The organism is Streptomyces sp. WAC05374 (genome assembly GCF_004353505.1).
Lineage (GTDB): Bacteria > Actinomycetota > Actinomycetes > Streptomycetales > Streptomycetaceae > Streptomyces.
The window spans coordinates 81521-94597 of sequence record NZ_SMNQ01000016.1; the positions used below are offsets into that span (position 1 = coordinate 81521).

Sequence of the window (13077 nt, forward strand, 5' to 3'; positions counted from 1 at the left end):
ATCCGGGAGGCGGCTACCGGATCCCGGCGCTCTCCTCCAGGTAGGCGAGGGCGGAGACCCCGTCCTCCGCGAAGAAGACCAGGTCGGTCAGCGGCAGCGGAAGGAAGCCCTCGGCGTCCATGCGCCGGAACTGCTCCTTGAGCCCGTCGTAGAAGCCCGCCGCGTTGAGCAGGACGACGGGCTTGGTGTGCTTGCCGTGCTTCTTCAGTTCCAGGATCTCGGTGGCCTCGTCGAGGGTGCCCGTGCCGCCGACCATGATGACGACCGCGTCGGCCTTGGCGAGCATCAGCGCCTTCCTCTCGGCGAGGTCCCTGGCGAAGACCATCTCGTCCGCGCCGGGCCGTGCCTTGGCGGCCAGGAAGTCCACGGACACGCCGACGAGCCGGCCGCCCGCCTCCTGGACCCCGTCCGCCACCACCTTCATCAGACCGGCGTCGCTGCCGCCCCACACCAGGGTGTGCCCACCCTTCCCGAGCAGTTCGGCGAACTCCCGCGCGGGAACGGTGTAGCGCTCGTCGAGGTCGGCGGCGGAGAGGAAGACGCAGATGTTCATGGGACCCACGGTACGGGGAATCCGGCGCCCGGCACGGTCGTTGCACCGGCCATGACGACTGGACACCGCATCACCGTCGAGCCGGGCACGGAGCACGTACGCGTCGTCCTCGGCGGACGGGTGGTCGCGGAGAGCCACCGGCCCGTGGTGCTGCGCGAGACGGGCTGCCCCGTGCGGTACTACCTGCCGGAGGCGGACGTACGGATGGACCTCCTGACCCCCTCGCCGTCGCGGACCTACTGCCCGTTCAAGGGCACGGCGTCGTACTGGTCGCTGGACGGCGCGAAGGACGCGGCGTGGGCGTACCCGGAGCCCAAGGACGAGGTGGCCGGGATCAAGGGGCACCTCTGTTTCTACGAAACAGAGGTGGTGCGAGGCGGGCGATGAGTTTCCCGCCGCGCCGGGGTCTGCCCCCGTATGGAGACCTGGAGCAGGACGATCACGTCGGCCGACGGCACGCCCCTCGCCTGCCAGTGGCGCGGCGAGGGACCGCCGGTGGTCCTGGTGAGCGGGGCGCTGAGCACCGGTGCCGGTGAGGCGCCGCTCGCCGGGCTGCTGGCGCCGTACTTCCGGACGTACACCTACGACCGGCGCGGGCGGGGCGGCAGCGGCGACGCCGGGCGGTACGCCGTGGAGCGGGAGATAGCCGACCTGGCGGCGGTCGTCGCGGAGGCCGGCGAGGGCGCGGGCGTGTTCGGGATGTCGTCGGGCGGCGCGCTCGCCCTGGAGGCGGCCGCGGCCGGGGTCCCGATCCCCCGGCTCGCCCTGTACGAGCCGCCCTACCGCGCCGACCCGGCGGACCGGGAGGCGTACGCCGAGCGGACCGCGCGCCTGGAGCGGCTGGTGGCCGACGGGCGGTTCGGCGACGCGCTGGCGCTGTTCCTGGCCGACACGCCACCGGCCGAGCTCGCCGGGCTCCGTGCCTCGCCCCTGTGGTCCTCGCTGGAGGCGGTGGCCCACACGCTGCCCCACGACCACGCCGTGCTCGGCGACGGCCTGGTGCCCGCCGAGCGCCTGGCCGCCGTCTCCGGGCGCGTGCTGGTCGTGGACGGCGGCGCGAGCCCCTCATGGCTGCGCGAGACGGCCCGCGCGGTCGCCCGGGCGGTACCGCGCGGGCGCCACGGCACGCTGACGGGCCAGACCCACGCGGTGGCGCCGCACGTCCTGGCACCGGTGCTGAGGGGCTTCCTGTCCGCGACGGACTGACCGGTGCCGGACCGAGCCGAACCGGCCGGGGCCAAGGCGCCGGTCAGGCCGGGACCGACGCCCGCCGGGTCGTCGTGGCGATGGTCGCCGAACCGACCACCCGGGTGTCGTCGTAGAGGACGATCGCCTGCCCGGGGGCCACGCCGCGGACGGGTTCGGCGAAGGTGACGCGCAGCTCGCCGCCCTCCAGGGTGGCCGTGACCGGGGTCTCGCCGCCGTGGGCGCGGAGCTGGGCCGTGTAGGCGCCGGGGCCGGAGGGGGCGGTGCCGCACCAGCGGGGCTTGATGGCGGTCAGGGCCGTGACGTCGAGGGCCTCGGCGGGGCCCACCGTCACGGTGTTGTTCACGGGCGAGATGTCCAGGACGTACCGGGGCTTGCCGTCCGGGGCGGGGTGACCGATGCGCAGGCCCTTGCGCTGGCCGATGGTGAAGCCGTAGGCGCCGTCGTGGGTGCCGACCTTGGCACCGGACTCGTCGACGATGTCGCCCTCGGCCCTGCCCAGGCGGGAGGCGAGGAAGCCCTGGGTGTCACCGTCGGCGATGAAGCAGATGTCGTGGCTGTCGGGCTTCTTGGCCACGGCCAGACCCCGCCGCTCAGCCTCCGCGCGGATCTCGTCCTTGGTGGTGAGGGTGTCGCCCAGCGGGAACATCGCGTGCGCGAGCTGCTTCTCGTCCAGGACGCCGAGGACGTACGACTGGTCCTTGGCCATGTCGGAGGCCCGGTGGAGCTCCCGGGTGCCGTCCTCGCGGGTCACGATCGTCGCGTAGTGGCCGGTGCAGACCGCGTCGAAGCCCAGCGCGAGGGCCTTGTCCAGCAGCGCCGCGAACTTGATCTTCTCGTTGCACCGCAGGCACGGGTTGGGGGTGCGCCCCGCCTCGTACTCGGCGACGAAGTCGTCCACGACGTCCTCACGGAACCGCTCGGCCAGGTCCCACACGTAGAACGGGATGCCGATCACGTCGGCCGCGCGGCGGGCGTCGCGCGAGTCCTCGATGGTGCAGCAGCCCCGCGCGCCGGTGCGGAAGGACTGCGGGTTCGCGGACAGGGCGAGGTGCACCCCGGTGACGTCGTGGCCCGCCTCGGCGGCGCGGGCGGCGGCGACGGCGGAGTCCACGCCGCCGGACATGGCGGCGAGCACACGGAGGGGGCGCTGGGGAGTCTGAGTCATAGCCCTACCAGGGTACGGGCCCCGGGAACCATGCTCACGTGCGTATGCGTTGACGATCACATGGACGCGAAGAGGCGGGGGACGGTGGGCCGTCGCGCGGTGCTGATCGGCGGCGGGGCGGCCGTCGTGGGCGCGGCGGTGCTGGCGCGTGACGAGCTGCGCCGGGCCTGGTACCGGGTGCCGGGGGTGGAGAAGGAGCGCGTGGCCGGTGAGCTGGACCACGCGGGCGCGCAGTGGACGGCGGCGTCACGGGCGAACTGGCGGTACGCCGACCGTCCGGACGACTTCACGATCGACCGGGTCGTCATCCATGTCGTCCAGGGCGACTTCCCCACCGCCCTGAAGGTGTTCAAGGACCCGGAGCACGGCGCGGCGACCCACTACGTCGTCCGCAAGGACGGGCACATCGCGCAGATGATCCGGGAGCTGGACGTGGCGTTCCACGCGGGCGACCGGGACATGAACGAACGGAGCATCGGCATCGAGCACGAGGGGTTCGTGGACCGGCCGCAGGACTTCACGGACGCGATGTACGCCTCGTCGGCGCGGCTGACGGCGGGAATTTGCGCGCGGTACGGCATACCGGTGGACCGCGAGCACATCATCGGCCACGTGGAGGTGGAGGGCACCGACCACACCGATCCGGGGCCGCACTGGGACTGGGAGAAGTACATGCGGCTCGTACGGGCCGCCTCCCGCCCGCCGTCCGCCGCTAGCTGAGGCCCGCCGTCCGGGCGCGCTCCACGGCCGGGCCGATCGCCTTGGCGACCGCCTCGACGTCGGCGCGCGTCGAGGTGTGGCCGAGCGTGAAGCGCAGCGTGCCGCGCGCGAGGTCGGGGTCGGTGCCGGTGGCCAGGAGGACGTGGCTGGGCTGGGCGACGCCGGCGGTGCACGCCGAGCCGGTGGAGCACTCGATGCCCTGGGCGTCCAGGAGCAGCAGCAGCGAGTCGCCCTCGCAGCCGGGGAAGGTGAAGTGGGCGTTGGCGGGCAGGCGTCCGCCCGGGGCCGGGTCGCCGCCGAGGATCGCGTCCGGGACGGCCGCGCGGACGGCGTCGACCAGGTCGTCGCGCAGGGCGCCGATCTCGCGGGCGTACTCCTCGCGGCGCTCGGCGGCCAGGCGCCCCGCCACCGCGAAGGCGGCGACCGCCGGGACGTCGAGCGTGCCGGAGCGGACGTGGCGTTCCTGCCCGCCGCCGTGCAGCACCGGCACGGGGCTGTACTCGCGGCCGAGCAGCAGCGCCCCGATGCCGTACGGGCCGCCGATCTTGTGGCCGGAAACCGTCAGGGCGGCGAGGCCGGAGCCGGTGAAGCCCACCGGCACCTGCCCGAAGGCCTGGACGGCGTCCGCGTGCAGCGGGACGTCGAACTCGGCCGCCACCGCGGCCAGTTCGGCGACCGGCATGAGGGTGCCGATCTCGTTGTTGGCCCACATCACGGTGGCGAGGGCGACGCTCGACGGGTCGCGCTCGATGGCCTCCCGGAGTGCCTCCGGGTGCACGCGCCCGTACCGGTCGACGGGCAGGTACTCGACGGTGGCGCCCTCGTGCTCGCCGAGCCAGTGCACGGCGTCGAGGACGGCGTGGTGCTCGACGGGGCTGGCCAGCACCCGGACGCGGCGCGGGTCGGCGTCCCGGCGGGCCCAGTACAGGCCCTTGACGGCGAGGTTGTCCGCCTCGGTGCCGCCAGAGGTCAGGACGACCTCGCTGGGGCGTGCGCCCAGCGCCTCGGCGAGGGCCTCACGGGCCTCCTCGACGGTACGGCGGGCCCGGCGGCCGGCGGCGTGCAGCGAGGACGCGTTGCCCGTCACGGCGAGCTGGGCGGTCATCGCCTCGATCGCCTCCGGCAGCATGGGAGTGGTCGCGGCGTGGTCGAGGTAAGCCATGGTGCAACGATTCTACGAGCCCCCCGCCCGCGGAGGATCAGCGCCGTATCGGCCGACTCGCACCGGCGCCCCGGCACCGTCAGGCGATGCTCCAGGAGACGGTGCCGTCCAGGGTGACCAGTGTGGCGAGGACGGCCAGGTCGGCGACGCCGAGTCCGAGGCCGAGCAGGGCCCGCCCGCGGCGCGCGGTGCCGCGCCGGAGGGCGAGCACGGCGAGGCCGATGGCGATGGGCCCGAGCAGGATGTTCATCACCAGCAGGCCCACCAGCCCCAGGACGAACGCCGCGACGGCCATCCCGTCGGCGTCACGCACCCGGTCGCGGGGGCGGGGAGTGGAGGTGGCGAGTTCCATGGCTGTCTCCTCAGCGGTCGACTGTGACCTCAGCGGTGCTGTCGTTCCCGGACGGCGAAGATCAGCAGCCAGGTGCCGATCACGGCCGCGGCGACGAGGGTGACCGGGACGGGCACGTGCGCCACGGTCCCGAGGACGACACCCAGCATCAGCAGGGCGGCGACGATGAAGAACATCGGATGACCTCCCTCGGTCTTCAGAGGTTCAGGGGGACACTCTTACGGAACACTTGTTCACTGACTACCCAGTCTAACGGTCCTCAGTCTGGAACAGTCCGGAGAACGGTTGTTTACTGAATGGCATGAGTCACACGTCCGGGATCCGACAGGCCCAGAAACAGAAAACCCGTCAGGCCCTCCTGGACGCCGCCCTCCGGCTGCTGGAGGAGCAGAGCCTGAGCAGCCTCGGCCTGCGCGAGGTCACCCGCGCGGTCGGCGTCGCCCCGGCGGCCTTCTACCGCCACTTCCGCGACACCGCGGACCTCGGCGTCGCCCTTGTCGACGAGGCCCTGGGCAGCCTGCACGGCACGATCCGCACGACCCTGGCGGCCACCGGTGACACCGACGAACGCATCGCGGCCACCGTCGAGTTGATCGGCGGACTGGTACGCGAGTACCCCGCTCACGTCCGGTTCATCGCACGGGAACGGCACGGCGGCGTGGCGCCCGTGCGGGAGGCCATCGGCGGTCAACTCGAGCGCTTCGCGCGGGAGGTGGCCGACGAGCTGGCCGGCCACCCCGAGAGCGCGGGCTGGGAGCGGGACGACCTGCTCATGCTCGCCGGGCTGTACGTGGACCACATGGTGATGACCGCCTCGGCGTTCCTGGCCACGCCCCGGGACGACTGGGACCGGGTGGCCGGGACCGCACGGCGACGGCTGCGACTGGTGAGCCTGGGCAGCCGTCACTGGCTGGACTGACACCCGGCGCGCACGGAGGCGGAAACCCCGCCGCCCGCCGCGCCGGTCACACGGCCGGCGCCCGGGGCGGAACCCCCGCCCGCCGCGCCGGTCACGTCCCGGGCGTCAGCCCCGGGGTGCGCGCGCGAGTTGGCGGGACTGGGCGACCAGCCGGTCGGCGCTGTCCCAGACCTCGGCGTCCTCCTCCAGGAAACCGCCGGCGAGGTTGCGCGTGGTGATGGAGACCCGCAGCGGGCCGGGGGCGGGGCGGCAGCGTATGTGCGCGGTGAGCTCCACGGTCGGCGTCCAGCCGGTGAGGCCGAGCTCGAAGGAGGTCGGGGGCAGGGCGTCCACGGTGAGCAGCAGGGACAGCGGGTCGGGCTCGCGGCCGTCGGCCAGGCCGAACCAGCCGCGCATCTCACCCTTGCCGGACGGGGCGCCGACGGCCCACCCGAGGGTGGTCGGGTCGAGCTTGATGTCGAGGCGCTCGGTGATGGCGGAGGAGCCGGGGATGGGCGCCGGGCCGTCGGACGGGCCCAGGCAGTGCTCGCGCGGCGGGATGGCGGGCGGCTTGGCCGTCGTCCGCACGTCGTCGGAGAGGGAGTCCAGGTCGCCGTAGGAGGCGAGGACCCGGATGCGCTCGACCTCGGTGCCGTCCTCCGCGTACTGCACGAGCGACGCCTGGCCGGTGGAGAGCGTGCGGCCGGTGCGGACTGTCTCGGTGCGGATCACGGCCGGGCCCGGCACGGACGGCGTCAGGTAGTGCGCCGAGATGGTGAACGGGTCGGGGTGCGGCAGCGCTTCACCGAGCGCACGGCCGAGCAGGGCGAGCAGGTAGCCGCCATTGACCGCCTGGATGATCGTCCAGCCGGCGGAGAGCTCCGCGTCGTAGACGCCGGGCTCCCGGAGGGTCACCGCGGTGTCGCGGTCGAACTCGCTGTCCATGCCCGGCACAGTACAACAGGAAATTACTAAGCGGTAGCTTTTTCGGGTGTCTCGGTCGCGGTGGACCGGCGGTTCCAGGCGCGGGGGGCCCGCCAGTGGTAGCGCATGGCGAGGAGGCGCAGGAGGAACGTCGTCAGGGCGGCGAGCGCGCTGGTGAAAGGGTTCAGCATCTCGAAGCGGATGCAGAGCGCGACCATGGTGGCGCCCACGATGGCCGGCACGGCGTACAGGTCGCGGTCCCAGCGCAGCAGCGACGGCACCTCGTTGGCCAGCACGTCGCGCAGCACGCCGCCCCCGACGCCGGTGGCCAGGCCGAGCACGGCGGAGAAGGTGAGACCGAGGCCGTGCTCGTACGCCTTGGTCGTCCCCGCCACGCAGAAGAGCCCGAGCCCGGCGGCGTCGAAGACGTTCACCGCCGCCTGGGTCCGCTCCACGACCGGGTGCAGGAAGAAGACGAGCACGGTCGCGACCAGCGGCATGACGAAGTACCCCAGGTCCGTGAAGGCGGCGGGCGGTACGGCGCCGATGACGAGGTCCCGGAACAGCCCTCCGCCCAGGGCGGTGACCTCGGCGAGGACGGCGATGCCGAAGACGTCGAAGTTCTTGCGCACGGCGAGCAGGGCGCCGGAGATCGCGAACACGAAGATGCCCGCGAGGTCGAGCGCGTGTTGCACGGAGGGGGTGAAGAATTCCTGGAGCACCGCCCAATTGTGCCGGTTCCCCCCGGGGGCTCCGCCCCGCCGGACGGCTGCCCCCGCGCGTCGCCGGCCCAGGCACGGACCACCGCGCCGGACGGCTGCCCCCGGAGCGCCCCGGAGGAGACACCCCCGCGCAACCAGCACCCGGACGGGGTGGCCCCGAGGGGCCACCCCGCGCGGGTCAGGGCTTCTTCGGGTCCTCGCCCTTCGGGGACGGCTCCTTGGACGGGGCCGGGACGGCCGCGGCCGCCGGGGCCGAGGGCTCCGGCGAGGACGACGCCTCCGCGGCCGACGGCTTCACGGCCGGGACGATCGTGATCGCCTCGCCCGACGTGGCCAGGGGCGCGTCGCCCGGGGCCTGGTCCTCGGCGTTCTCCGGGTGGTGGCAGGCCACGCGGCGGCCCGGGGCCAGCTCCAGCAGCGGGGGTTCCTGGGCGGCGCACACCCGCGTGGCCTTCCAGCAGCGGGTGTGGAACCGGCACCCGCTCGGCGGGGCGATCGGCGACGGCACGTCACCCTTCAGCAGGATGCGCTCGCTCTTGGCCCCCCGCCGCCTCGGGTCCGGCACCGGGACCGCCGACATCAGGGCCTTGGTGTACGGGTGCATCGGCGCCTCGTACAGCGGCGTGCGGTCCGACAGCTCCACGATCTTGCCGAGGTACATGACCGCGATCCGGTCCGAGACGTGCCGGATGACCGACAGGTCGTGGGCGATGATCACGTACGTCAGGCCCAGCTCGTCCTGGAGGTCGTCCAGCAGGTTGACCACCTGCGCCTGGATCGACACGTCCAGCGCCGAGACCGGCTCGTCGGCGACGACCAGCCGCGGCCTCAGCGCCAGGGCACGGGCGATGCCGATGCGCTGGCGCTGGCCGCCCGAGAACTCGTGCGGGTAGCGGTTGTAGTGCTCGGGGCTCAGGCCCACCCGCTCCAGGAGGCCCTGGACCTCCTTCTTGACCCCGCCCTCCGGTTCCACGCCCTGGAGCCGGAACGGCGCGGAGACGATGGTGCCGATGGTGTGCCGCGGGTTCAGCGAACCGTACGGGTCCTGGAAGATCATCTGGATGTCGCGCCGCAGCGGCCGCATCCCGCCGGTGCTCAGGTGCGTGATGTCCGTGCCGTCGAACTCGACCTTGCCGCCGCTGGGTTCCAGCAGGCGGGTGATCAGCCGGCCCATCGTCGACTTGCCGCAGCCGGACTCGCCGACGACGCCGAGCGTCTCGCCCCGGCGCACCTCGAAGTCGATGCCGTCGACCGCCTTGACGGCGCCGACCTGCCGCTGGAGCAGGCCCTTCTTGATCGGGAAGTGTTTGACCAGGCCCTCCACCTTGAGGAGGGTCTCGGACGTCGCTTTGGTGTCGGTCACAGCTTCGGCGCAATCTCTTCGGTCCAGATCCGCGTGCGCTCCGCCTGGTCCATGTGGCAGGCGGAGAAGTGGCCGGAGCCCACTTCACGCAGTTCCGGGCGCTCGGTGCGGGTGATCCCGCCCTTGGGCACGTCCGCGTACGGGCAGCGCGGGTTGAAGGCGCAGCCGCTCGGGACGTTGATGAGGGACGGCGGCTGGCCCTTGACCGGGATGAGGCGGTCGGTCTGGTCCCGGTCGATGCGGGGCATCGATCCGAGCAGGCCCCAGGTGTAGGGGTGCTGCGGCTCGTAGAAGATCTTGTCGACCGGGCCGCGCTCCACGCACCGGCCGCCGTACATCACCAGGATGTCGTCGGCGATCTCGGCCACCACGCCGAGGTCGTGGGTGATGATGACGACCGCCGAGCCGAACTCCTTCTGGAGGTCCCGGATCAGGTCCAGGATCTGCGCCTGGACGGTGACGTCCAGCGCGGTCGTCGGCTCGTCGGCGATCAGCAGCTCGGGGTTGTTGACCAGCGCCATCGCGATCATCGCGCGCTGGCGCATGCCGCCGGAGAACTCGTGCGGGTAGGAGTCCACCCGCTTGCCCGGCTCGGGGATGCCCACGCGGTCCAGCAGTTCGACGGCGCGGGCGCGGGCGACCTTCTTGGTCACCTTGTTGTGGATGCGGTACGCCTCCACGATCTGGCTGCCGACCGTGTAGTACGGATGCATCGCGGACAGCGGGTCCTGGAAGATCATCGCCATCTCGCGGCCCCGCAGCCGCCGCACCTCGTCGGGGTCGGCGCCCACCAGCTCCTTGCCGTCGAGCCAGATCTCCCCGCTCATGCGCACGTTCTTGCCGCGCGCGCCGAGCCGGTGCAGGCCCATGATGGCGAGCGAGGTGACGGACTTGCCGGAGCCGGACTCGCCGACGACGCCGAGGGTCTTGCCCTTCTCGAGCTGGAAGGAGAGCCCGTCCACCGACTTGACCAGGCCGTCGTCGGTCGGGAAGTGCACCTTGAGGTCGCGTACGTCGAGGAAGGCACGCGGCTCGCTGGTGCCGGGGCGGTCCTCCACCACGGCACCGGTCTTGGACAGTTCGGTCATGACACCCTCACGCGCGGGTCGACGACGGCGTACAGAAGGTCAACCACGAGGTTGAGGAAGACGACGAAGAACGCCGCGAGCAGGGTGACGCCGAGGATCGGCGGCAGGTCGTTGGCGACGATCGACTGCACCGCGTACTCACCGATGCCGTGCAGCGAGTACACCGACTCCGTGATCACCGCGCCGCCGAGCAGCAGGCCGATGTCCATGCCGAAGACGGTGACGATCGGGGTGAGCGCGGCCCGCAGGCCGTGCTTGGCGACCACCCGCCGCTCGCGCATGCCCTTGGCACGGGCGGTGCGGATGAAGTCCTCGCTCATCGCCTCGAGCATCCCGGAGCGGGTGAGACGGGCGTAGATCGCCGCGTACAGCAGGGCGAGCGAACACCACGGCAGGAAGAGGGTGTTGGCCCACTGCGAGGGGTTCTCGGTGAACGGGACGTACGTCCGGCCGAAGATCTCCAGCTTGTAGCTGAAGAGCAGCAGGAAGAGCTGGGCGGTGAAGAAGATGGGCAGGGAGACGCCGGCGAGGGCGCCGCCCATGGCGGCCCGGTCGAAGAACGAGCCGGGCTTGAGCGCCGAGATGACGCCGACGACGATGCCGGAGACCAGCCAGAGCACGGCCGCGCCGATGGCCAGGGAGATGGTGATCGGCAGCCGGTCGACCAGCTCCGGCCACACCTCCAGGTTGTTCTTGAAGGAGTAACCGAAGCAGGGCATGTCGCACCGGACGGTGGTGGGGCCCCGCTCATAGGTGGCGCCGGTGACGATCCCCTTGATGAAGTCCCAGTACTGGATGTAGACCGGGTCCTCGAGGCCGAGGTTCCGCTTGACGGCCGCGATGTCCTCGGGCGTGGGGTTCTTGCCGATGTACTGCTGGGCGAGCTGATCGACCGTCTGGCCGGCCAGCTTCGGCAGGATGAAGAAGATGCCGAAGGTGACCGCCGTGACGACCAGCAGCAGGATCACTGCCGCGATCAGTCGGCGGATGATGTACGAGATCACGGGGACCGGCGCCGGTGCCCGCGGGCCGCACCGAGGATGCGGGGGCCCGCGGGCACCAATGCCTTCACCTGCCTTCCGGGGCTACTTCTTCGTGGTGCCGATGTTGAGGTAGTCGTACTGACCGCTCCAGGCCGCCGAGGCGACCATGTTGGTGCCGTGCGGCGAGCGGTAGTTCAGGACCTTGAAGTACGACAGCGGGACGATGGCCGCCTGCTCCATGACCTTCTTGTCGACCTCGACGTACGCCTTGTTGCGCGCGCTCTCGTCGGTGTTGGCGATGGCGTCGTCCAGCAGCTTGTTGATCGCCGGGTCGTTCAGCTCCGACAGGTTGGTGTTGCCGGACTGGCCGATGGCCTTGCCGTGCACGATCTGCTGGAGGTAGCCGTAGCCGGTCGGCCAGTCGGCGCCCCACTGCATCATGATCAGACCGATGTTCTGCTTCTTGGTGAAGGAGGGGACACCGGCGTAGTCACTGAAGTACTTGCTGCCCGGGTACTGCTTGATCTTGGCGTCGATGCCGACCTTCTTCAGCGACGCGACGACGGCCGTGGCGGCGTCGATCTCGGGCTGGCGCTCACTGCGGGCGGAGATGAAGGTGGAGATCTTCTCCTGGCCGCAGGCCTTCAGGTGCTGCTTGGCCTTGGCGGCGTCGCCCTTGTTGCCCTCGCTCGGGTACAGGTCGAACTTCTCGTGGCCCGGGAGGTCGTTCGGCATCACGGTGGTGGCGATGTCACCGCGGATCGGGCCGCCCATCGCGGTCTGCACGGAGACCTTGTCGATGGCGTACTGCACGGCCTTGCGGCACTCGACGTTGTCGAACGGCTTCACTTTGGTGTTGATCGCCGTGTAGACGAGCCGGCCGCCGTAGGTGTTGTCGGTGTTGGCCTTCAGGTCCGCCTTGGCCAGGATCTGCGCCTGCGTCTGGGCGTCGACGCCACCGCCCTTGAGGTCGGCGGTGATGTCGCCGGACATCAGGTCCTTGTCGATGGTGGCCTGGTTGACCTTGAGGTTCAGGACGATCTTGTCCGGGTACTGCTTGCGCAGCGGGTCGGTCTTGGCGTCCCAGTGCTCGTTGCGGACGAGCGTGACCTGCTTGCCGTCCTGGTAGGTCTCGAACTTGTACGAGCCCGAGGACAGGATCGACTTGGTGTAGTCGGCGCCCTTGTCCTTGGCCTTCGGCACCGGGGCGGTCTGCGGGGCGCTGACCAGGTAGTCGAAGTCCGCGAAGGGCTTGTTGAGCTTGAAGACGATGGTGTGGTCGTCCGGGGTCTGGATGGACTCCAGGCCCTTGTCGCTCTTGTCCTTGTACGGACCCTTGTACTTGGCCGGGTCGGCGAGGAGCTGCTGGAAGTAGTTCGGGCCGTTGGACAGCACGTCACGCGCGAAGTTGGAGCGCTCGACGGCGTACTTGACGTCCTTGGCCGTGACCGGCGTGCCGTCGGAGTACTTGACGCCCTTGCGGATCTTGTACGTCCAGGTCTTCCCGCCGTCGCTGGGCGTGCCCATGCCCTCGGCGAGGTCGGCGACGAGCTCGTTGCCCTTCTCGCCGGGGCCCGGCTTGAAGGTCGTCAGCGGACGCGCGTACAGGCGGCTGAAGTTGTAGATGAACGAGTAGTACGTGTTGCCCGGGTCGAACGACTCGGGGGCGTCGGCCATCGCGTAGGTGACCGTTCCGCCCTTCTTGTCCGAGGCGTTGACGACACCGGTCGTCGCCGCGTTCGCCTTGGCGTTGCCCTTGTTGCCCGAGTCGCCGTCGTCCGCCTTGCTGCAGCCCGCGAGGAGCAGGCTGGCACTGCTGACGACCGCGATCGCGGCCACTGCTGACCTTCGCATTTTCGTCGAACTCCCCTTTGTTTTCGGAAACATGTCGGGACAAAACCGGCCCGGTGGTGCGGCCGCGCGGATGACGTGGCAGAC

15 protein-coding genes are annotated in these 13077 nt (G+C 71.3%); 4 read left to right on the top strand and 11 right to left on the bottom strand.

What is annotated here, in order from left to right; all coding sequences use genetic code 11:
• Positions 1 to 13 precede the first annotated feature (13 nt).
• On the bottom strand, positions 14 to 553 hold the full coding sequence (locus E2B92_RS25510; protein ID WP_126883561.1) for a TIGR00730 family Rossman fold protein: 540 nt from the start codon (positions 551 to 553) through the stop codon (positions 14 to 16).
• Between the two features lie 51 nt (positions 554 to 604).
• Here E2B92_RS25510 and E2B92_RS25515 point away from each other — a divergent pair, with 51 nt between their 5' ends.
• Complete coding sequence (locus E2B92_RS25515; protein WP_126883560.1) at positions 605 to 940, top strand: DUF427 domain-containing protein; 336 nt, start codon at positions 605 to 607, stop codon at positions 938 to 940.
• Positions 941 to 970: 30 nt separating this feature from the next.
• Complete coding sequence (locus E2B92_RS25520; RefSeq protein ID WP_126883559.1) at positions 971 to 1759, top strand: alpha/beta fold hydrolase; 789 nt, start codon at positions 971 to 973, stop codon at positions 1757 to 1759.
• Positions 1760 to 1802: 43 nt separating this feature from the next.
• Here E2B92_RS25520 and mnmA read toward each other — a convergent pair whose 3' ends face one another.
• Positions 1803 to 2927 carry a tRNA 2-thiouridine(34) synthase MnmA gene (gene mnmA, locus E2B92_RS25525; protein WP_126883558.1) on the bottom strand — a complete coding sequence of 375 codons (1125 nt, stop codon included), beginning with the start codon at positions 2925 to 2927 and terminating at the stop codon, positions 1803 to 1805.
• A 60-nt stretch (positions 2928 to 2987) separates the two neighbouring features.
• Here mnmA and E2B92_RS25530 point away from each other — a divergent pair, with 60 nt between their 5' ends.
• Complete coding sequence (locus tag E2B92_RS25530) at positions 2988 to 3647, top strand: N-acetylmuramoyl-L-alanine amidase (protein ID WP_126883557.1); 660 nt, start codon at positions 2988 to 2990, stop codon at positions 3645 to 3647.
• Here E2B92_RS25530 and E2B92_RS25535 read toward each other — a convergent pair.
• The 3 genes from E2B92_RS25535 to E2B92_RS33060 form a co-directional block, all read right to left on the bottom strand.
• Entirely contained in the window at positions 3640 to 4809 is a 1170-nt protein-coding gene (locus E2B92_RS25535; RefSeq protein ID WP_126883556.1) for a cysteine desulfurase family protein, read from the bottom strand. The genes E2B92_RS25530 and E2B92_RS25535 overlap by 8 nt on opposite strands.
• A 79-nt stretch (positions 4810 to 4888) precedes the next feature.
• The gene (locus tag E2B92_RS25540) at positions 4889 to 5161 is read right to left on the bottom strand and encodes a DUF4190 domain-containing protein (RefSeq protein ID WP_126883555.1); all 273 of its coding nucleotides are present in this window, start codon (positions 5159 to 5161) and stop codon (positions 4889 to 4891) included.
• A 29-nt stretch (positions 5162 to 5190) separates the two neighbouring features.
• On the bottom strand, positions 5191 to 5337 hold the full coding sequence (locus tag E2B92_RS33060; RefSeq protein ID WP_185923501.1) for a hypothetical protein: 147 nt from the start codon (positions 5335 to 5337) through the stop codon (positions 5191 to 5193).
• A gap of 125 nt (positions 5338 to 5462) precedes the next feature.
• On the opposite strand from E2B92_RS33060, the gene E2B92_RS25545 reads away from it, so the two are divergent.
• Positions 5463 to 6080: a TetR family transcriptional regulator gene (locus tag E2B92_RS25545; RefSeq protein WP_126883554.1), complete on the top strand. Its 618-nt coding sequence runs from the start codon at positions 5463 to 5465 to the stop codon at positions 6078 to 6080.
• Between the two features lie 105 nt (positions 6081 to 6185).
• On the opposite strand, the gene E2B92_RS25550 is transcribed toward E2B92_RS25545, so the two are convergent.
• The 6 genes from E2B92_RS25550 to E2B92_RS25575 all read right to left on the bottom strand — a co-directional run bounded on the left by E2B92_RS25550 (position 6186) and on the right by E2B92_RS25575 (position 12993).
• Positions 6186 to 7004: a thioesterase family protein gene (locus E2B92_RS25550; protein WP_126883553.1), complete on the bottom strand. Its 819-nt coding sequence runs from the start codon at positions 7002 to 7004 to the stop codon at positions 6186 to 6188.
• 26 nt (positions 7005 to 7030) lie between these two features.
• On the bottom strand, positions 7031 to 7705 hold the full coding sequence (locus tag E2B92_RS25555) for a trimeric intracellular cation channel family protein (RefSeq protein WP_126883552.1): 675 nt from the start codon (positions 7703 to 7705) through the stop codon (positions 7031 to 7033).
• A 178-nt stretch (positions 7706 to 7883) separates the two neighbouring features.
• Positions 7884 to 9068, bottom strand: coding sequence for an ABC transporter ATP-binding protein (locus E2B92_RS25560; protein ID WP_235023973.1), 1185 nt, complete (start codon positions 9066 to 9068; stop codon positions 7884 to 7886).
• Positions 9065 to 10156 carry an ABC transporter ATP-binding protein gene (locus E2B92_RS25565; protein ID WP_126883550.1) on the bottom strand — a complete coding sequence of 364 codons (1092 nt, stop codon included), beginning with the start codon at positions 10154 to 10156 and terminating at the stop codon, positions 9065 to 9067. The genes E2B92_RS25560 and E2B92_RS25565 overlap by 4 nt, the downstream gene beginning before the upstream one ends.
• Positions 10153 to 11160, bottom strand: a complete 1008-nt coding sequence (locus E2B92_RS25570) for an ABC transporter permease (RefSeq protein WP_126883549.1) — start codon at positions 11158 to 11160, stop codon at positions 10153 to 10155. The genes E2B92_RS25565 and E2B92_RS25570 overlap by 4 nt, the downstream gene beginning before the upstream one ends.
• Before the next feature lie 81 nt (positions 11161 to 11241).
• Entirely contained in the window at positions 11242 to 12993 is a 1752-nt protein-coding gene (locus E2B92_RS25575) for an ABC transporter substrate-binding protein (RefSeq protein ID WP_185923500.1), read from the bottom strand.
• Between the last annotated feature and the right edge of the window lie 84 nt (positions 12994 to 13077).